Here is a 20,816-nt window from a genome sequence, read left to right on the forward strand (position 1 = left end):
CCCTCTTCATAAAATAATAAAGATGCCTTATAAGCAAAAATTTCCTTGGTTTACCGCATTTATCCAGAAAAAGCTCCATAGCTCTCTTTTAAAGGCTATCCGTAATAGCTCTTATTATCAATCAGATATAATCAACCGAAATAACCATTATGATCTTACCGTTGCTTCCTATAATGTTCATAAATGCATAGGTGTTGATAAGGTTTTTAACCCTACCCGTATTGTAAATGTTATTGCTGAATTGCAAATTGATATACTCGCCCTCCAAGAAGCAGATAAACGTTTTGGAGAACGCGTAGGTTTGATTGATCTTGAACTGTTAAAAACCGAAACGGGATTGATTCGAGTGCCTTTGAATCCCATGTCCCCTCACGGCCATGGTTGGCATGGTAATGCTCTTTTTGTGCGAAAAGGGCGTATCCGTGATATCTTACAAATCGCTCTTCCTGGTATTGAACCACGTGGCGCTGTAATTGTAGAGTTGGAAATGGATGCAGGTCTTATTCGCATTATTGCTGCTCATTTTGGTTTACTACGCCATTCTCGCAATCAACAAACAAAAACGCTTCTCACACTCTTACAAAAACGCCCCCTTATGCCTACACTTCTTATTGGAGACTTTAATGAATGGCGTGTGGGTAAAGGCTCATCCTTAAACCATTTTTCTCCTTATTTTGACAGCACACTTGGAACTGTGCCAAGCTTTCCTTCTCGTTTTCCCTTTCTAGCTCTTGATAGAATTTTTGCTTTTCCCCATCAATTGGTAACAAATATTGAAAACCACCATTCACCACTTGCACGCATTGCCTCAGATCATTTGCCTATCAAAGCCTATCTTAATCTTGCTAATGCAATGACCATTCTTGAAAAGAAAATAAGTGGAAAGAACTAATGTGCCTCATCCCAATTTTGAGCAACCATTACTTTTACCTCAAGCGGTACAGACAAAGAAAGGACTGGCATTGTAGCATTTTCCATAACTTTTTTAACAACAGCCATGGTTTTTTCACTCTCATTTTCTGGTACCTCAAAAATCAATTCATCATGCACTTGTAGCAACATTTTTGCTGACAATCTTTCTTTTGCCAAAGCATCTTCCATTTGAATCATAGCACGACGAATAATATCCGCCGCTGATCCTTGAATTGGTGCGTTGATAGCAGCCCGCTCATTAAAGGCACGTACCTGTGAATTAGCTGCTTTTATTTCTGGATAATGGATACGACGTCCAAAAATTGTTTCTACATAACCATTTTGGCGTGCAAATTCTTTAGTCGTTTCCATATAGTCTTTAATTCCTGGAAACCGTTCAAAATAAAGTTGGATATAACGGCTTGCCTCTTGGCGTGAAAGACCCAATTGGTTTGCTAAACCAAAAGCTGAAATACCATAAATAATGCCAAAATTAATCGCTTTTGCACGTCGGCGTATATCTGAATGCATTCCCTCTATCGCAACCCCAAACATCTGTGATGCTGTAATAGCGTGAATATCCTGGCTTTGTGCAAAAGCTTCTTTTAAGGCTGTAATGTTGGCAATATGTGCGAGAATGCGCAATTCAATCTGGCTGTAATCAGCCGAGAGGAGCATATGCCCTTTTGGAGCAATAAAAGCTGCTCGTATTTTACGTCCCTCTGTTGTCCGTACAGGAATATTTTGTAAATTAGGTTCCGATGATGATAAACGACCCGTTGATGTTATTGCCAAAGAATAATTCGTATGAATGCGTCCTGTTTTTGGTAAAATGTAAGAAGGTAAAGCATCTGTATAAGTCGATTTTAGTTTTGCAAGTTGACGCCAATCGACAATTTTACGTGGTAAAACATGACCATCAGCCGCCAACTCCTCTAAGGTCTGAGCAGAAGTTGACCATTGACCACCTTTGGTCTTAGCACCTCCAGGTAAACCCATTTTGCCAAAAAGGATATCCCCTAATTGCTTTGGTGAGGCAAGATTAAATTTTTCACCAGCTAGCTGATAAATTTCTTCTTCCAGAATCAAAGCAGCTTGTGCTAATTCTCCTGAAAGGCGTAATAAAACTTGCCTATCAACCAGAATCCCACGTTCTTCCATTCTTGCAAGAACTTCTATCAGTGGTCGATCAAGGCGCTCATAAATTTTTGTCATTCTTTGAGCTATAAGCTGTGGTTTTAAAACTTGCCATAAACGAAGCGTTACATCAGCATCCTCAGCAGCATAAAGAGTTGCCTGCTTCAAATCTACTTGCGCAAAAGAAGTAATCTTTTTCCCATTATATGTTAAATCCTTGTAAGCTATCGGTTGATGTCCCAACCAACGCTTCGATAAATCATCCATATTATGTGTTAAAGTTCCAGCATCTAAAACATATGATAAAAGCATAGTATCATCAAAAGAGCGTATCACAATGCCGTATTGTTTCATCACTAACCAATCATATTTGATATTCTGGCCAATTTTTAACACTGCTTGATTTTCTAATATCGGCTTTAAAAGCGTCAAAGCCTTTTGTGTCTCAATCTGTTCGACAATACGTCCCCCTCCTAAAAGATCATCTCCTCCTTCAAAATGTTCAAGAGGCACATAAGCCGCTTTTTCCGGCTGTAATGCCAAGGAAAAACCAACAAGCTTTGCTTGCATAGGATCAAGAGAAGTCGTTTCAGTATCAAAAGCGAAAAAACCTTGCTCTTGTGCTTCCAAGAGCCATTCTTTTAAAATTTCTTCATCAAGAATGGTCGTATAGGCATCTCTTGTAATTTTTTGAGCCAACGCTTGATCTTTACGTTTTTGTGCTAAAAATTGTGGAGAATCTTCAGAAAAATTATCAGATATTGCTCTCTCAGCTTTTTTAATATCCTGATCCCGCTCTTGTGCAGAATTAGCCCATTCAACATCGATATCAAGTGCATCAATAGCTGCTGCGTCACATGCTGTTGCCTCTGCTACACGACGTGTTAATGTTGTAAATTCCATAGATTTAAGAAAAGCGATTAAACGCGGACCATCTTGTGGTTCTAAAATAAAATCATCTAAACTATTGTCTAGCGGCACATCTCTTTTAAGTCGAACCAATTCACGAGAAATTTGTGCCTGTTCACTGTAGGCTTGAAGATTTTCACGTCGTTTTGTTTGCTTAACTTCCAAGACATGCTGAAATAAAAGATCAAGGGTACCAAATTGATCTAACAATTGAGCTGCAATTTTAGGACCAATACCTGGAATACCAGGAACATTATCAGTTGGATCCCCAATCAAAGCTTGCAAATCGACCATTTTTTCTGGTGCAACACCCCATTTTTCTATAACCTCAGAAACACCAATATGCTTATCTTTCATCCCATCATACAAGGATACATGCCCATTCACCAATTGCATAAGATCTTTGTCAGAAGAAATAATTGTTGTTTTTGCTCCAGCCTTCGTTGCCAATTGTGCATAGGTAGCAATTAAATCATCCGCTTCAAATCCTTCCTTTTCGATACAAGGTAAATTAAAGGCTTTCGTTGCTTGGCGTATTAAAGAAAATTGAGGAATAAGATCTTCTGGAGGTGTCTCACGATTCGCTTTATATTGTGGATAAATTTGTTTACGAAATGTATCGGATGAATAGTCGAAAATAACAGCAAAATGTGTTGGAACAACACCGGTAGCTGTATTTCGCGCATCACAGAGCAATTTCCACAGCATATTACAAAAACCAGCTACAGCTCCTACAGGAAGTCCATCCTTTTTGCGCTTTAAAGGCGGCAAAGCATAATAAGCACGAAAAATATAGCCCGATCCATCAACCAAAAAAAGATGATCTGTTTCTTTCATGACAGGTTCATTCTCTCCATTTCAATCAAAAAATAATTCATTTTCATATATTTTTTTACTTTAAATTTTAAAATTTATCGAATTGCCTCTAAAAAGCCATTTTTTGTTTTCATAAAGCGTGAAGTCGTTGCACTGTAGTACCTAGAGCTTTTCTTTGCTGTTACAGGATATAATAGCTTTCATTTTGCTCCTCCTATGATAGCTGAGGTACGATGTAATGACAGGGTCGTTGTGGTGTTCCCCTCCCCACAACGACCATATTTTTTTGAACTATTTTTTAGAGATTTTTTTCTTTCTAACTTTTTAAATAATCTTCTTAAGAAAAAGAGGGAAAAATTATTCAGGAATTTTGAAGTCATTCCACAAAGCCTTTTCACCCATTTTACTAATAAAATCAGCATGCATATTTTTTTCTTGCGCACTTAATCTTGAAGGTAAAGTTTGTGGACGAAATTTAACTGTGTTGAGAGCATCTTTGTCATTTTGGGTATTTTCATAAACATCCTCTCTGTTATCAAAACTCAAGACGCCCTGTTTTCCACCAATGAGTTCAATATAAACATCAGCGAGAATCTCTGCATCAAGCAAAGCACCATGAAGAATACGATGGCTATTATCAATTCCAAAACGTTTGCACAAAACATCAAGAGAGTTAGGACCCATAGGAAATTTACGCCGTGCCATAGCCAATGTATCAAGAATATTATCAACACTGATAAGCGGTTTATTTGCTCGTCCTAGCTCTGCATTAAGAAAACCAATATCAAAACTAGCATTATGCGCAATCATCATTGCACCATTGATAAATTCTAAAAATTCATCAGCAATATCACTAAAGCTTTTCTCATTTTTCAAGCGCTCATTGGTTAATCCATGAATTGCTACAACTTCATCAGGAATAATAACGCCTTGTGGGTTCAAATAAACGTGGAATCGGCGTCCTGTGAGATAACGATTAACCATCTCTACACAACCGATTTCAATTATGCGATCTTTCTCTTTATCTAAACCCGTTGTTTCTGTATCAAAAATAATTTCACGCATGATTTCAATTCTTTAGTAAACTCTTTATTACATAAAAAACTTGTTGCCGTGTATTCTCTAAATCTTTTCCTGTATCAATAACAAAATCAGCACGTTCTCGTTTTTTTTCATCAGACATTTGCCTAGCATTTATAAAGGCAAATTTTCTTTCATTCATATTTGAGCGAATCAGAGCACGCTCCTTCTGTATTGATAGTGGTGCAGAAACAACAATCACACTGTCTACACGCTTTTCACTCTTTGTTTCAAAAAGAAGAGGAATATCGAGAACAACTAATTTTTCTCCTTGTTGGCGTGCTGTATCAATAAACTCTTTTTCTTTCCTTTGTACCAAAGGATGAATTATTTTTTCTAATGTTTGTAATTTTTTATTATCGTTGATCACAATCTCCGAAAGCTTGAGGCAATCAATTTTGCCATTTTCAACAACACTAGGAAATATACGTGCTATGAGTGATAAGATTGGCTCACTTTTATAAAGTTGGTGCACTGCATTGTCAGCACTAAAAACAGAAATACCAGCTTGTTTAAAAAAATCAGCAACTGTTGATTTTCCCATAGCGATTGATCCGGTCAACCCTATAATTTTCATCCTATCTCTTCACCCATATCCTTTAAAATTGCTGTTCGTAGTGTCTTTGTTACCTGTGGTCTTATGCCAAACCATCGTTCAAAACCAGGAACAGCTTGATGTAAAAGCATACCAAGTCCATCTACTATCCTTAAACCATGCGCTTTTGCTTGTTGTAAAAAAGGCGTTATCAATGGCGTGTAAACTATATCTGTTACTAACGCTGTTGTTTTTGTTTTCTGAAAATCACAAAAAAAAGAATCACTTTTTTTTTCGTGTGAGTTTGTCATACCCACCGAAGTTGTATTAATAATTAAATCAGCTTTGTGAAGTACTTCATCAACACGATACCAATCATGGACCTCAACAGGTTTTCCAAAATACTCTGCTAAATCATCGGCACGTTGTTTTGTACGATTAAGTAACAAAATACGTTCAAATCCACGTTTTTTTAAAGCATATAGGACAGCTCGAGCAGCACCACCCGCACCAAAAACAAGTGCTGTTTCACCACCCCACTCAGGAACAAAATCATCAAGATTGGCACTAAAGCCATAGGCATCGCTATTTGTTGCACAAAGTTTATCCCCTTCATACCACAGTGTATTAACAGCACCAATTATTGTTGCTACATTATCTTTATAATTTGCTAAGTGAAAAGCTTCTTGTTTATAGGGAAGAGTGACATTTCCCCCGCAAAAACCCCTTCTTTGTATAGATGTGAAAAAATCTTTAAATTTTTCAGGAGCTACTTCCTGTGCTAAATATTCACCTTGCAAATTATATTGTTTAAGCCAAAAATTGTGAATTTTTGGTGATTTTGAATGGTGAATAGGTGTGCCAATAACAAAAGCACGTGGAAAAACTGTTTTTTTATACCCTGTTGTTAACTCAACCATCTATAGCCCCTAAATACCGCAATTTTATTAATAAAGGCAATAAAGGTAAACCAATAATGGTAAAAAAATCTCCATCAATCTTTTCAAAAAGTTGGATTCCTTCCCCTTCAATTTGATATACTCCCACACTGTTAAAAACATCTATTCCTACACGTGCTAAATAACTTTCAATAAACTCTGATGAAAGAAAACGGACTGTCATCTGTGCACTAAAAGCTTCATTCCAAATTTCTTGACCATTTTTAAATAAAGCCACTGCACTATGAAGGAAATGTGTCTTTCCTGATAAATCACATAAACGTTGATGTGCTTCCTTTTTACTTGTAACTTTATGAATAACTTGTCCCTCTAAATCAAGAACTTGATCACAACCAATGACTACAGAATCAGGAAAGCGATCAGAAACATTTTTTGCCTTTGCACTTGCAAGAGAACAACTCAGTTTTTTAGGATCTTGTGTTTCCACTGTTTTTTCTATTTCTCTTTCATTAAAAGAAGCTCCTTCAACGAAAAAGTTTAAACCTGCTTTTTTCAATAATTGTGCACGATAAGAACTAAGAGATGCTAATATTAATCTATCTGCTACCATATTTTTTCATTTTCCTTCACGGAATCGCGACAAAAGCTCAAAGATAGCAGCAGCGGTTTCTTCAATAGAGCGTCTTGTTACATCAAGAATAGGCCAACCGAAGCGTTCGCAAATACGTTTTGCATAGGTTAACTCTTCAGCTATACTGATTTTATTCGTATAGCTTTCAATAGCAGGAGACTCTCCTAAATCTCGATTTTGACGAACATGTGAGATTCTTTCAGCTGAAGCGATTAAACCAATAATCAAAGCATTTTTTGCTTCTAAAATAGCTTCTGGTAAATCAATACCCGGAATAAGAGGAATATTAGCTGTTTTGATTCCACGATTTGCTAAATAGATACTGGTAGGTGTTTTAGAGGTTCTTGAAATCCCTACAAGGATTACATCTGCCCCTGTTAAATCATTGGAAGACTGTCCATCATCATGCTCTATTGTAAAATCTAATGCATCAATACGACGAAAGTAATCTGCATTGAGATCATGCTGTGCACTCACACGTAAATTTGTTGGTATTCCAAGGTAAGACTGAAAAGCATCCAAAACAGGATGTAGTATATCAATACAAGGAACTTCTATTTTTTCACATCTTCTCCTAAGAAGTAGCTTAATTTTTTTATCAATAATTGTATAAAGAACAATACCTGGTTCTTGCTGTATCTCATCAAGAGCTCTCTGCAACTGTGTTTCGTTACGAATCATAGGATAGATGTGCTCTATTGCGTGACTCATCGTGTATTGCGATGCAACCGCTCTTCCAACAGAAATTAATGTTTCCCCCGTTGCATCAGAAAGCATGTGTAAATGAAAGGATTTTTTCTCTCTTGTCACAAAAATTTTAACTCCTTGTTAACAAATGTGTATATATGATCAGCCTCTTTTATAAAACTAAAATTTAGCAAAAAAATTCCATTTTTATGCACAAATTGAACAGCTGTGATAATTGAATTTCCTCTTATGATGAAACAATGGGGATAATGCTTTTAAGATCATGTTATAACTGTTCTTTTTTCTTTTATTTTTGGGGATAAAATTGAGGACAGAGAAAGTATAATTAATAATTCACATTATACACAGACATAAATAATAAGAATCTCCTTTTAGAATCTATATTAATACAAAAAATATAGGAAAAATAAAAAAATAATATGAATTCATCGATAGATATTATATTATCTCTTATAAAAATGTTTTTTATTTAATTATTACTTAAAATTATATAATCAATTTTTTTATAAAATTATTTAATATCATATGATAATAATTCATGTAAATGATGCTTGCAGATTTTAAAAATTGAGTGTAGAATTCTTTTTTCTTATAAGAATATTTCATTCTTTTTATTCTAAGGATAATTCCCCCATCACTTAAAGAGCGTATTTCATGCAAGAAATGAAACTACAAGAACTTAAAAGTAAAAATCCCGTTGAACTTGTTTCTTTTGCTGAAGCATTGGAAGTTGAAAATGCTTCCCTAATGCGAAAACAAGAGTTAATGTTCGCCATTTTAAAAAAACTTGCTTCACAAGACGTAGAAATTATTGGAGAGGGAGTCGTTGAAGTCTTACAAGATGGATTTGGATTTTTGCGATCTGCTGATGCCAATTATCTTCCAGGACCTGATGATATTTACCTTTCTCCTGCACAAATTCAATCTTTTTCTTTAAAAACAGGTGATACAGTTGAAGGTCCTATACGGAGTCCAAAAGAAGGAGAACGCTATTTTGCTCTTCTTAAAATTAATACGATCAATTTTGAAGATCCTGAAAAAATTCGTTATAAAATTCATTTTGATAATCTCACTCCTCTTTATTCAAATGAACGCTTTCAGATGGAAATACAAAATCCTACAGAAAAGGATATGTCATCACGGGTAATTGACTTAATATCTCCATTAGGAAAGGGACAGAGAGGACTCATTGTAGCACCTCCTCGGACAGGAAAAACAGTTTTACTTCAAAATATTGCCCATTCTATCACGACTAATCATCCTGAATGTTATCTTATTGTTCTTTTGATTGATGAACGACCAGAAGAAGTTACTGATATGCAGCGTTCTGTAAAAGGAGAAGTTGTTTCTTCTACTTTCGATGAACCAGCAATACGTCATGTTCAAGTCGCTGAGATGGTCATTGAAAAAGCAAAACGACTTGTTGAATATGGGCGTGATGTTGTTATCCTTCTTGATTCTATTACACGCCTTGGGCGTGCTTATAATACGGTTGTTCCTTCATCAGGGAAAGTTTTGACAGGTGGTGTGGATGCAAATGCTCTACAGCGTCCTAAACGTTTTTTTGGTGCTGCACGTAATATTGAGGAAGGTGGATCTTTAACTATTATTGCAACGGCTTTGATTGATACTGGTAGTCGTATGGATGAGGTTATTTTTGAGGAATTCAAAGGAACAGGTAATTCAGAAATTGTTCTTGATCGTAAAGTTGCTGATAAGCGTATTTTTCCCGCTATGGATATTTTGAAATCTGGAACACGTAAGGAAGAGCTTTTAGTAGCACGGCAAGATTTGCATAAGATTTTTGTACTTCGTCGTATTTTGACACCTATGAATGTCACTGATGCAATTGAATTTCTCATTGATAAATTAAAACAAACGAAAAATAATAGTGAGTTTTTTGATTCAATGAATACATAAAAACATTAAGTTTTTCGCTTAGGATATATCCTGTGGATACAATCTTTGCTGTTTCGAGTGGGTTGTTGCCTTCAGGGGTTGCAGTCATTCGACTTTCTGGTCCTCATGTTGTGAATATTGTTAAGACGCTTTGTGGTTGTCTACCTAAAGCGCGGTTTATGCATTATGGAAATCTTACTGCTTGTGATGGTAGTTTTTTAGATTCTGCTTTGACTGTTTTTTTTCCTGCTCCTCATAGTTTTACAGGAGAAGATTGTGCAGAGTTTCATTTGCATGGAGGAAAAGCAGTTGTTAATCGTTTTCTCGATGAATTATCTACATTTTCTGGATGTCGTCTTGCAGAAGCGGGTGAGTTTTCACGTCGTGCATTTATGGAGGGAAAATTAGATCTTGTTCAAGCAGAAGGTCTTGCTGATTTAATAGAAGCAGAAACGGAAAGTCAGCGACGTTTAGCTGTTATGGGGACAAGTGGGCATTTAACAACGCTTTATCGTGATTGGCGTCATAAAATTATGAAAGCACGTGCTTTTATTGAAGCAGAACTTGATTTTGTTGATGAAGCTGATATCCCAAACGCAATATCTGATAAAGTTTGGAAAAATATGGAAGATCTTTGCGCTTCTCTTCGAGAGCATATTGATGAAGGGGAACGTGCGAGTATTTTACGTGATGGGTTAAAAATTGTTATTGCCGGTTCACCAAATTCTGGAAAATCAAGTATTATGAATCGTTTGGCTGGAAGACCTGTTTCTATTGTGACAGAGGAAGCGGGTACAACCCGCGATGCTTTAGAAATGAGGTTGATTCTTGGTGGTTTACCTATTTTTTTAACGGATACTGCTGGTTTTAGAGAAACAGAAAATAAGATAGAACTGTTGGGAATAGAAGTAGCTAAGCAGCATGTTAGGGATGCTGATTTGGTTGTTTTAGTTTATGATATGGGAAATCCTAAAGAGATTGATTTACCAGAAACATCAGCTGAAATATGGCATGTTGGGAATAAACTTGATCTTTATGAAGAAAATAAAAAACATTATTTTATACAATTTTCTGCTTTAACTGGTTTAAATTTTGATTGTTTTATTAAGGAACTTGAATCCTTTTGTTTACGTCGTGTTTCTGAAATTGGGAATCTTGTTCCAGCACGTAAAAGACAACTTCAGTTATTAAAAGAGGCTGTTAAAGAAATTGAGACTTCTGTGAATTATACTTCTCTTGATTTAAGTTTACGGGCAGAACATCTTCGTCGTGCGAGTGATTTTCTTGGAAAAATTACTGGAGATATAGATGTTGAAGATTTGCTTGATATTATTTTTTCAGAATTTTGTGTTGGTAAATAATGATTCACGTGAAACATTGATTATTTCAATAGACACATTTAAAAGATGATGTATTTTATATCTTGTTTCACGTGAAACTTGAAAAGTGTTATTTATGGAATGAATTCTGATGCAATTCTATGATGTTATTGTTGTTGGAGGTGGTCATGCTGGTTGTGAAGCTGCTTCAGCTTCAGCTCGTGCAGGTGCGCGGACAGCTCTTGTTACACAGAAAATATCGGCATTAGGGACAATGTCGTGTAATCCCGCTATTGGTGGACTTGGAAAAGGGCATCTGGTTCGTGAAATTGATGCTTTGGATGGTCTTATGGGAAAAGCAGCAGATGCTGCTGGAATTCAATTTAGACTTCTTAATCGACGAAAAGGACCAGCAGTAAGAGGACCTCGTACACAAGCTGATAGACAACTCTATAAAAAAGCAATTCAAAATTTTTTACAAGAACAAGATAATCTCATTCTCATTGAAGATGAAGTTGTTGATTTGATTATTAAAGATGGTTGTGCTTCAGGTGTTGTTTTAAAAAATAAAGGAACAATTTTTTCTGGTGCTGTTGTTTTAACAACAGGGACGTTTTTAAATGGTTTTATTCATATTGGTGGTAAAACGTGGACTGCTGGACGGATGGGAGATGAATCGAGTATACATCTCGCTGAACGTTTAAAAAGTTATAAGATAAATCTTGGAAGATTAAAAACAGGAACTCCTGCACGCCTTAGCAAAAAAACAATAGATTGGGATTCTCTTCAAAAACAGCAAGCTGATGAAGATCCCGTTCCCTTTTCTCTTTTAACAGAAAAAATTGAACAACCACAAATTGAATGTGCAATAACACGTACAAACGCCAAAACACATAAAATTATTAGTGAAAATATTCATCGATCTGCTTTATATTCTGGAAATATTGAAGGGTTAGGACCACGTTATTGTCCTTCTGTTGAAGATAAAATTGTTAAATTTGGAGAACGTGATGGACATCAAATTTTTTTAGAACCTGAAGGGTTAGATGATGATACTGTTTATCCAAATGGTCTTTCTACTTCTCTTCCTGAAGATGTACAAATTTCTTTTTTGAAAACTATTGAAGGTTTGCAAAATGTTAAGATCCTTCAACTTGGTTATGCTATTGAATATGATTTTGTTAATCCACAACAATTAACAAAAACATTGGAATTACGCTCCTTACCAGGTTTGTTTTTAGCAGGTCAAATTAATGGTACAACGGGATATGAAGAGGCTGCAGCACAAGGTCTTTTAGCTGGATTGAATGCCGCACGTAAGGTCGGTAAATTAGAGGAAATACTTATAAGCCGGTCTACAGCTTATATTGGTGTTATGATCGATGATTTAGTCTCACGTGGAGTTTGTGAACCCTATCGAATGTTTACATCACGTGCTGAATTTCGTTTGTCTTTACGGTCTGATAATGCTGATGTTCGATTAACACCTTTAGCACAGCAATGGGGTATTGTAAGTAAAGCCCGTTGGGAGTGTTATAAACAAAAACAACAACGTCTTGATCAAGCACGATCAATATGTCAGGAGCTTTTTCTAACCCCCAATCAAGCTTCTGCATATGGGTTGAAAGTCAATCACGATGGCGTTCGACGTTCAGCTTATGATTTTCTTGCTTATCCTAGCATAACTATAGAGCGCCTTTCACAATTTTGGCCGCAACTACAATCACTCGACTCTAAAACTGTTGAATCCTTAGAAATTGAGGCACAATATGCAGTTTATTTAGAAAAACAAGCACAGGATATAGCTTCTCTTCAGCGTGATGAACGTTTAGAAATCCCTTCTTCTCTTGATGTTCAATCAATTTCAGGTCTTTCAAATGAATTGAAGACAAAGATTCAACAAATATCACCACGTTCAATCGCTGATGCTCAAAAAATTGATGGAATGACGCCAGCAGCATTATCCCTTATTATTACATCTATTCAACGTCAACGACGCGAAAAGGCTAAATCAGCTTAATGGATATTTCTATACAGAAAAAATATCAAGAACTCTTAAATATTGTTCCTTCTGTTTCACGTGAAACGATGGAAAATTTAATACAGTTTGAAAATTTAATAACACAATGGAATACACATATTAATTTAGTCTCTCATGCGACAGTACCAGTTTTATGGACACGCCATATCTTGGATTGTGCACAAATTTATCCCTTGCACAGTGATTTATTAAATTGGTGTGATCTTGGATCAGGTGGTGGATTTCCTGCAATCGTTATTGCCATTTTTCTGAAAGAAAAAAAAGAAGGGCATATTGATCTCGTTGAGAGTAATGGGAAAAAAGTAGCTTTTTTGCGAACAGTTATTGCTCAGCTTAATCTTCCAGCAAAAGTTTATCATTGTAGAATTGAAGATGTATACAAAAAAATAGATGCACCAGAGATTATAACAGCACGGGGATTAGCTTCTCTCGATACGCTCCTACAACTTATTTTTCCTCTCTTAACAAAAAAAACAATAGCTCTTTTGCAAAAAGGTCGGGATTACTCTACAGAAATAAAAAATGCCTCTGCCAATTGGCAGTTTGATCTGCTAGAACATAAAAGTAAAATTGATGAAAATTCTGTTATTTTAGAAATTTCTCATGTTCGATCATATAGAGGGTAAAGCAAAATGAGCGAAACACGGATTATCGCTATTGCAAACCAAAAGGGTGGAGTCGGAAAAACAACCACTGCAATTAATCTTGCTACAGCTTTGGCAGCTATTGGTGAAAATGTTCTCATTATGGATATTGATCCACAAGGGAATGCAAGTACAGGATTGGGAATTGATCGTAATAGCCGTCCTTTATCTTCTTATGATGTGTTTATTTCAGGAATTTCAGTCACACAAGCAGCTTTGAAAACAGCCGTCCCAAATCTCCATATTGTACCCTCTACACTTGATCTTTTAGGTGTAGAAATGGAAATTGCTTCCTCTCAAGATCGTATACAACGATTACGTAAAGCTCTTTGTGATGATCCAAAGATGGAAAAAAAATACAGTTATATTTTAATTGATTGTCCGCCGTCTCTTAATCTTCTCACACTTAATGCTATGGGGGCTGCAGATTCGGTTTTAGTCCCTATGCAGTGTGAATTTTTAGCACTTGAAGGATTAAGTCAATTGCTTGAAACAGTAAAACAAGTGCGATCTGTTCTTAATCCTTCTTTAGAAATTCAAGGTATTGTTCTAACAATGTATGATGGACGTAATAATCTTTCTAATCAAGTTGTCGAAGATGTCCGCTCTTTTATGGGAGATAAAGTTTATCGCACTGTCATTCCGCGAAATGTGCGGGTATCAGAAGCACCTTCTTTTGGTAAACCAGTATTGCTTTATGATTTAACATGCGCCGGTAGTCAGGCTTACTTGCGTCTAGCTTCGGAAGTCATTCAACGCGAAAAACAAGCACATGCTGCTGCTTAAAAATATAAAAGATAATTTTTATAAAAAACTCAAAGAGAAAAACTATGAATGATGATCAATCAAAAAAAAGACTGGGTCGTGGATTAGCGGCATTAATTGGGGATATCGGTTTAAACAATGATTTTACACGTTCATCAAATACTGACAAATTTACAGAGTCCTCTACAATATCCCCTGTTTCTGAAAAATTTGTTTCTCTTGAATCCATTTCGTGCAATCCACATAATCCACGACGTCATTTTACCGATTCAGAACTTGATAATTTAGCGCAATCAATTCGCCAGCATGGTGTCGTTCAGCCTGTTATTGTGAGACCTTCCCGTGATAATCCTCACCGATTTGAGTTGATTGCTGGTGAAAGACGGTGGCGTGCTGCACAGCGAGCCAATTTAAGTAAATTACCAGTTATTGTTCGCGATGTAGATGATAAAACGGCTTTAGAATTGGCAATTATTGAAAATGTTCAACGTGCCGACCTTAATCCTATCGAAGAGGCAATGGGGTATGAAATTTTGCTCAATGAGCATGGATATACGCAAGCAGATTTGGCACAAGTTATTGGGAAAAGCCGGAGTCATGTTGCTAATACGCTTCGTTTATTAAAACTTCCACAAAAAGTGCAGCAATTTTTAACGGATGGACAACTTTCAGCTGGTCATGCACGCTGTCTTATTACTGTCGATAATCCACAAGATTTAGCTGAAAAAATTATTCGCGAAGGACTTTCTGTTCGTCAAACGGAAATACTTGCATATGAACAAGCAAATCCTAAAGTCAAAAAAAGAACCGCCGTGGAGAAAGATACAGAAACAAAATCTTTAGAAAAATTACTTGCAGATGTTATTGGAATGAAAGTTATCATTAGGCATGGCAAAAAAGGCGGTGATCTAAAAATACATTATTCTTCATTAGAGCAATTGGATGATATTTGCCGACGTTTACAAGGTTAAATTCATTGTCTAAAAAGAGATAAGCTATTTACAACTTCCTTTTAAAATAACAAGCAATCGATATAAATGTTTTTTACCAAATTCCAAATTGCTTAAAAATATAGGAGTTTTTTCAGGAGAAGAAAAACCTTCTCTTTTAAGCTTTTCAGGGGAAGATTCAAAAGATTCATTTAAAAGTTCTGTTACTATTTCTTGAATTGCCAAATTACCAAGAGCAAAATCTCTTGCTGTGATCTTATTTTTTCTTAAAAGAGCCATTAATTTTGGTTGAGCAGAAATAAGAGCGATAAATCCTTCAAGGCTAGTATTATAGTTCTTATGAGATGTTTTTAGCTCTGGTGGTAAGTTTTTACAATCCTTTTCAATTTGTTCCACTTTTAAAAGGAAATCTTCTGTTAAGGTATAGTTTTCTATAACACGTGGAAAATTAAACGAATTGTTTTTTTCCTTTGCTGTTGTCATTTGAGTGTATAGCACAAAAAGAAAAAGGAAAAACAAAAGGTATATAAACCTAAACATGGCTAGAAATTATCCTTTCTTCTTCGGATTTCAGCAAAGACCTCTTCATCTGTTTGATTTTCCATAGAAAGTTCTTTTCGTAAAGGACTACTATCCCAGCGAAGAAAAGGGTTGGTAGCTTTTTCTTGCCCTAAGGTTACTGGTAAAGTCATAGCGTTTTTTGCGCGTAGTAAGAACACTTCTTCTGTTCTTTGATGAAGTTTTTGATTGTGTGGGTCAATTGTTAATGCAAAAAGAGCATTGGTTTTTGTATATTCATGACCACAATAAAGAAGTGTTTCATCGGGAAGATGACGAAGCTTTTTTAAAGAGTGTAGCATTTGTGAAGGCGTCCCTTCAAAAAGACGTCCACAACCGAGAGAAAAAAGTGTGTCTCCAGCAAAAAGGATTCCCTCTTCAGGGAAATAATAAGATAATGCACCTAAAGTATGACCAGGTGTTGAAAGAGCTAAAAATGGGCGCGTGCCAAAGAAAGAACTTTCGTCCGGTTGAAGTGTTTGGTCAAGATGATTAATCTTTTCTTTTTCTGTTTCTGGTCCAATCACTACAGCTTTATAAATTTGTTTTAATTCTTCCAGTGCTTCTACATGGTCATAATGATGATGCGTTACAAAAATAGTTTGAAGAGTCCAGTTGCGGCGTTTTAGAGCTTTTTGAATCGCATTGCTTTCCGGTGCATCAATTGCTGCTGTGTAGCCACTTCTTTCATCATGAATGAGTACACCAAAATTATCTTCTCGACACATGAACTGTTCAACTAACACGTATTCTCTCCATGAATAGTCTATGGCGATGAAGCTACAAAACAATTTATAGTAATAAAGGTGTTGTTTTCAAGAATTAGATTTGTCCTCTTCTGTAAAAAGACCTGTTGAATGTTTGATTATAAGAGGCATTTGAATGAGCATAAAAAGAACTGTTATAGGCATAACACCAAATACTTTAAAACTGGTCCAAAAGTTATCGCTAAAATTACGCCAAACAATTTCATTGAGAAGAGCAAGAAAAATGAAAAAAAATGCCCAACGATATGTGAGTTTTTTCCACCCTAAATCATCAATTTTTAAAGTAGAATCAAGAGCATAACGCAAAAGTGGTTTTTTAAAAAGCATGCCACCAAAAAGAATAAGAGCAAATAAAATATTAATGATTGTTGGTTTCATTTTGATAAAAGTGTCATTATGAAGCCAAAGCGTTAAAAATCCAAAGACTAGAACAAAGATTCCTGAGATAAGAGGCATTATAGGAATTTTTCGTGTAAGAACCCATGATAGGCTTAGGGCAACTATGATCGCTACCATGAAAATGGCTGTTGCAGGAAAAATAGGTTTACTAAAATTTTTAAAAATTCCAATGTTGTTTATCAACCACTCACCCTTATAATTAGCAAGAAAAAAGGCAACCAATGGTCCCATCTCTAAGAAAAATTTAAGTGTGGGTGAAAGGAGATCTTGTTGATTATTCTTGATATGGTTAGAATCGGGATTATTATGCGAATGTGGCTTAAATGAAGTTTTTTTCATGCGTGTCTTCCTGCAATAGTTTCGGCGAAGTCAGAAGCAGAAAAAGGTTGAAAATCCTCTATATTCTCTCCTATACCGATAAAATAAACGGGTAATTTATATTTTGCTGCAATGGCAACAAGAATTCCTCCTCGTGCAGTGCCATCGAGCTTTGTCATGATGAGACCATTAACGCCAGCAATTTCACGGAAAATATCCACTTGGTTTAGTGCATTTTGCCCAGTGGTTGCATCAAGCGTCTGAAGGATTGTATGGGGTGCTTGGGGAGAATGTTTACCTAGAACACGAATAATTTTTGCCAATTCATCCATCAGTTCAGTTTTATTTTGCAAGCGTCCAGCTGTATCAATAATCAAAACATCACTGTTTGCTTCTTTTGCTTTTTCATAAGCATCATATGCTAGACTAGCAGCATCTGCTCCTAGTTTAGTTGAAATAACAGGAGATCTGGTGCGTTCACCCCAAATGTGTAATTGTTCAATAGCGGCAGCACGGAATGTATCACCAGCAGCCAACATAACTTTTAACCCTCCTGCGGTGAGTTTTGCTGCAAGTTTTCCAATAGTTGTCGTTTTTCCAGTACCATTTACACCAACCAATAAAATAACATGAGGCTTATGATTAAGGTCAAGTTCTAGCGGAACTGCAACAGGTTCCAACACTTTTTTTATTTCGTCAACGACAATAGTATGAATGTCATCTGGAGTTAAATTTTTTCCATAACGATTAGAAGCCAAAATATCAGTGATCCGTGTAGCCGTTTCTATACCAAGATCAGCTTGAATAAGAATATCTTCTAATTCTTGTAATGTATCTTCATCAAGTTTTCCCTTAACAAAAAGGTCACCAATCGATCCACTTAAGCGTTGTGAAGAAAGGGCTAATCCTTTTTTTAGACGCCCAAACCACGCTGTTTTTTTCTCTTCAACAGAAGAAATCGATGAAAACTCGTCAATTTTTTTTTCACTAATTGTATCTGTGACGATTATTTTTCCAGAATATGGCGCAAAAGATGGAGCTTTTTCATCACACTTTTCAGATGTTGTCTTTTGATTTACTCCTTGTACCTCTTCTTTTTCTTTATCGATAGAAGATTGATTGTTATTTATGCTTTTATTTTTGTCGTCACTTTCTTTCGTCGTACCTGCTTCATAAGGGATACGCACTTGTTCATTTTCTTGTTCTTTAGATTTTTTAAAAGAAAATATTTTTTTTATAAAAGATTTTGTCATAAGGGCTTTCCTGCTCAAGCGGCATTCAATTTTGGAAGAACAGCAATCAATTTATCACCATCATGGTCAATGATAAGGGCCTGAACAATTGTTCCAGCTTTTGCACCTTTTATTTGTACAAGGGTATAATCTTCTGTTCGTCCAATTTCATCTTTTTCAACGAGGATTGTTTGTTGACTATTTTGTAAGTGAGAAAGATGTTTTTGATATGCTTCATCACCAGCTTTGCGTAGTCTTTCTGCACGCATTTTTACTATTTTACGGTTAATTTGCGGCATGCGCGCAGCAGGTGTTCCTTCTCTTGGAGAGAAAGGAAAAACATGAAGATGTGTTAAATTACAATCGTTAATCAAAGAGAGACTCTTTTCGAACATCTCTTCTGTTTCAGTTGGAAAACCAGCAATTAAATCAGCACCATAAACCATTGTAGGACGTTTGGCACGCAAATCTTGGCAAAATTGAATTGCATGTTCACGCAAATGCCGCCGTTTCATCCTTTTTAGTATCATATTATCGCCTGCTTGCAAAGATAAATGCAAATGTGGCATTATTCTCTTTTCATAGGCTAAAAGATTGATAAGTTCTTCATCTGCTTCAATAGAATCTATTGATGAAAGGCGTAGTCGAGGCAAGTCAGGAACATGATGCAAAATGGTTGAAGTTAATTTTCCTAGAGTAGCTTTTCCTGGAAGATCATGACCGTAGCTTGTAAGATCTACACCTGTCAGAACAACTTCTTGAATACCATTGTCTGTCAGTTTTTTTATTTGTTCAATAACAGCCCCCATGGGAACTGAACGTGATGGACCGCGTCCATAAGGAATAATGCAAAATGTACAGCGATGATCACATCCATTTTGCACCTGTACAAAAGCACGGGTGCGTTCTTCCATTGCACTTACCATATGGGGGGCAATTTTTTGTACCTCCATGATGTCATTGATACGCAACTTTTCGGAATGGTTGATACCGAAATCAGGAAGTTGACGATAAGAATGAGCATGGAGCTTGTCTTCATTCCCTAAAACAAGATCAACTTCTGTCATTGAGGCAAAATTTTGCCCTTCTGTTTGTGCGGCACATCCTGTCACAATAATGCGGGCATGAGGATTTTCACGTCTTGCTTTACGGATAGCTTGTTTTGCTTGTCGCACGGCTTCGGCAGTGACAGCACAGGTATTAAAGATTATAGCACCGTCTTTGAGTTGACCTAGTCCTGAAGAAGTACTTTCTTTGCGTATGATTTCCGATTCGTAGCTGTTTAGTCGACAACCAAAAGTTACAATTTCTACTGTCATCAAAAGTGATCCTTTTTGTAACTCCCTGTTAAAGGGTTAAAAAAACCACTAAACTCATATTTTACTGGACCGGTCATAATAACGTGATCATCTTCTCGATAAAAAATATTAAGCGTTCCCCCTGGGACATTCACATCGATCTGGCGTTTTGTCAGTCCACGTCGATAAGCCGCTACCGCACCTGCACAAGCTGCACTTCCACATGCTTGCGTTAATCCTGCTCCACGCTCCCATGTGCGTAAATTTAGGCTTTTTTTTGACGAGACAGAAGCAATGGAAATATTGCACCGTTCTGGAAAAAGAGGATCATGCTCAAGTTTTGGTCCATAGATTTCTAATGGAATATTTTGAATATTATTCTCAATAAAAAAAATAGCATGGAGATTACCCATAGATATAAGGCAAGCATCTTTTAAAGGACCAGCAGCAATCTCTACGTGATTGGTATCAAGTATTTCACGTGAAACAGGCATCTCTTTTGCATTGAAAAGAGGCTTTCCCATATCAACAGAAATGAGTTCGTCAGCGTGGCGTTTACCTTCAATCATTCCAGCAGGCGTTTCCAAATGAAAAATTTCACCAAGATTGTTGTCTGTGAGCCATGCAATTACGCAACGAGTACCGTTCCCACAAGCTTTAGCCATTGAACCATCAGCATTCCATATTTCAATACGAAAGTTGGCTTCTTTTTTAGTTGATGAGTGGATCGCCATAATTTGATCAAAACGAGTTTGAGGATTTTCCGATAAAGCAAGGATTGCTTGCTGTGTAAGCGAATGTTCACTTTCACGCATATCAGCAACAATGATTTGATTACCAAGACCGTTCATTTTGCTGAAAGGCGTTTTCATGAAATTTCTCTATTTTTAGTGATGGCCATCATAGATGTATGACTGAAAATCTTATAAATTTCTAGTACTTAATCATGAAACTGGTGGTAAAAAATTATTTATTCTTTAAAATAATCGATTTTCGGCC

At 36.3% G+C, this 20,816-nt stretch carries 19 protein-coding genes; 7 read left to right on the forward strand and 12 right to left on the reverse strand.

Features of this window, described 5'->3' with window-relative positions:
• The first annotated feature begins 13 nt into the window (after window positions 1-13).
• A complete protein-coding gene (locus AC0QT1_RS00645) occupies window positions 14-892 on the forward strand; it encodes an endonuclease/exonuclease/phosphatase family protein (protein ID WP_473201505.1) in 879 nt (292 codons plus the stop codon).
• Here AC0QT1_RS00645 and polA read toward each other — a convergent pair.
• The 6 genes from polA to AC0QT1_RS00675 form a co-directional block, all read right to left on the reverse strand.
• On the reverse strand, window positions 889-3,795 hold the full coding sequence (polA, locus tag AC0QT1_RS00650; RefSeq protein WP_473201425.1) for a DNA polymerase I: 2,907 nt from the start codon (window positions 3,793-3,795) through the stop codon (window positions 889-891). The two genes, AC0QT1_RS00645 and polA, sit on opposite strands and share 4 nt — an antisense overlap.
• 336 nt (window positions 3,796-4,131) lie before the next feature.
• Window positions 4,132-4,839, reverse strand: a complete 708-nt coding sequence (gene dnaQ / locus AC0QT1_RS00655) for a DNA polymerase III subunit epsilon (RefSeq protein ID WP_473201426.1) — start codon at window positions 4,837-4,839, stop codon at window positions 4,132-4,134.
• A gap of 4 nt (window positions 4,840-4,843) precedes the next feature.
• Entirely contained in the window at window positions 4,844-5,431 is a 588-nt protein-coding gene (gene coaE / locus AC0QT1_RS00660; protein ID WP_473201427.1) for a dephospho-CoA kinase, read from the reverse strand.
• The gene (locus AC0QT1_RS00665; RefSeq protein WP_473201428.1) at window positions 5,428-6,309 is read right to left on the reverse strand and encodes a shikimate dehydrogenase; all 882 of its coding nucleotides are present in this window, start codon (window positions 6,307-6,309) and stop codon (window positions 5,428-5,430) included. The genes coaE and AC0QT1_RS00665 overlap by 4 nt, the downstream gene beginning before the upstream one ends.
• Complete coding sequence (locus AC0QT1_RS00670) at window positions 6,302-6,898, reverse strand: Maf family nucleotide pyrophosphatase (protein ID WP_473201429.1); 597 nt, start codon at window positions 6,896-6,898, stop codon at window positions 6,302-6,304. The genes AC0QT1_RS00665 and AC0QT1_RS00670 overlap by 8 nt, the downstream gene beginning before the upstream one ends.
• Before the next feature lie 6 nt (window positions 6,899-6,904).
• On the reverse strand, window positions 6,905-7,729 hold the full coding sequence (locus tag AC0QT1_RS00675; RefSeq protein WP_473201430.1) for a pyruvate, water dikinase regulatory protein: 825 nt from the start codon (window positions 7,727-7,729) through the stop codon (window positions 6,905-6,907).
• 552 nt (window positions 7,730-8,281) lie between these two features.
• Between AC0QT1_RS00675 and rho the strand changes: the two genes are divergently transcribed.
• The 6 genes from rho (at window position 8,282) to AC0QT1_RS00705 (ending at window position 15,266) form a co-directional block, all read left to right on the forward strand.
• Entirely contained in the window at window positions 8,282-9,547 is a 1,266-nt protein-coding gene (gene rho, locus AC0QT1_RS00680; protein ID WP_473201431.1) for a transcription termination factor Rho, read from the forward strand.
• 32 nt (window positions 9,548-9,579) lie between these two features.
• On the forward strand, window positions 9,580-10,887 hold the full coding sequence (gene mnmE / locus AC0QT1_RS00685; protein WP_473201432.1) for a tRNA uridine-5-carboxymethylaminomethyl(34) synthesis GTPase MnmE: 1,308 nt from the start codon (window positions 9,580-9,582) through the stop codon (window positions 10,885-10,887).
• A gap of 109 nt (window positions 10,888-10,996) precedes the next feature.
• On the forward strand, window positions 10,997-12,865 hold the full coding sequence (gene mnmG / locus AC0QT1_RS00690; RefSeq protein WP_473199878.1) for a tRNA uridine-5-carboxymethylaminomethyl(34) synthesis enzyme MnmG: 1,869 nt from the start codon (window positions 10,997-10,999) through the stop codon (window positions 12,863-12,865).
• Window positions 12,865-13,512 (forward strand): 16S rRNA (guanine(527)-N(7))-methyltransferase RsmG, encoded by a 648-nt coding sequence (gene rsmG, locus AC0QT1_RS00695; RefSeq protein WP_473199877.1) that lies wholly within the window; start codon window positions 12,865-12,867, stop codon window positions 13,510-13,512. The genes mnmG and rsmG overlap by 1 nt, the downstream gene beginning before the upstream one ends.
• 6 nt (window positions 13,513-13,518) lie before the next feature.
• Complete coding sequence (locus AC0QT1_RS00700; protein ID WP_473201433.1) at window positions 13,519-14,316, forward strand: ParA family protein; 798 nt, start codon at window positions 13,519-13,521, stop codon at window positions 14,314-14,316.
• Between the two features lie 44 nt (window positions 14,317-14,360).
• Window positions 14,361-15,266, forward strand: coding sequence for a ParB/RepB/Spo0J family partition protein (locus AC0QT1_RS00705; protein ID WP_473201434.1), 906 nt, complete (start codon window positions 14,361-14,363; stop codon window positions 15,264-15,266).
• A 24-nt stretch (window positions 15,267-15,290) separates the two neighbouring features.
• On the opposite strand, the gene AC0QT1_RS00710 is transcribed toward AC0QT1_RS00705, so the two are convergent.
• The 6 genes from AC0QT1_RS00710 to dapF all read right to left on the reverse strand — a co-directional run bounded on the left by AC0QT1_RS00710 (window position 15,291) and on the right by dapF (window position 20,689).
• A complete protein-coding gene (locus AC0QT1_RS00710; RefSeq protein ID WP_473201435.1) occupies window positions 15,291-15,728 on the reverse strand; it encodes a hypothetical protein in 438 nt (145 codons plus the stop codon).
• Between the two features lie 59 nt (window positions 15,729-15,787).
• Entirely contained in the window at window positions 15,788-16,549 is a 762-nt protein-coding gene (gloB, locus tag AC0QT1_RS00715; RefSeq protein ID WP_473201436.1) for a hydroxyacylglutathione hydrolase, read from the reverse strand.
• A 69-nt stretch (window positions 16,550-16,618) separates the two neighbouring features.
• On the reverse strand, window positions 16,619-17,308 hold the full coding sequence (locus tag AC0QT1_RS00720; RefSeq protein WP_473199872.1) for a septation protein A: 690 nt from the start codon (window positions 17,306-17,308) through the stop codon (window positions 16,619-16,621).
• On the reverse strand, window positions 17,305-18,540 hold the full coding sequence (gene ftsY / locus AC0QT1_RS00725; protein ID WP_473201437.1) for a signal recognition particle-docking protein FtsY: 1,236 nt from the start codon (window positions 18,538-18,540) through the stop codon (window positions 17,305-17,307). Before ftsY ends, AC0QT1_RS00720 begins: the two co-directional genes overlap by 4 nt.
• A gap of 14 nt (window positions 18,541-18,554) precedes the next feature.
• Window positions 18,555-19,838: a tRNA (N(6)-L-threonylcarbamoyladenosine(37)-C(2))-methylthiotransferase MtaB gene (mtaB, locus tag AC0QT1_RS00730; RefSeq protein ID WP_473199870.1), complete on the reverse strand. Its 1,284-nt coding sequence runs from the start codon at window positions 19,836-19,838 to the stop codon at window positions 18,555-18,557.
• On the reverse strand, window positions 19,838-20,689 hold the full coding sequence (gene dapF / locus AC0QT1_RS00735) for a diaminopimelate epimerase (protein WP_473201438.1): 852 nt from the start codon (window positions 20,687-20,689) through the stop codon (window positions 19,838-19,840). The genes mtaB and dapF overlap by 1 nt, the downstream gene beginning before the upstream one ends.
• Between the last annotated feature and the right edge of the window lie 127 nt (window positions 20,690-20,816).

Source organism: Bartonella sp. P12B (genome assembly GCF_055796185.1).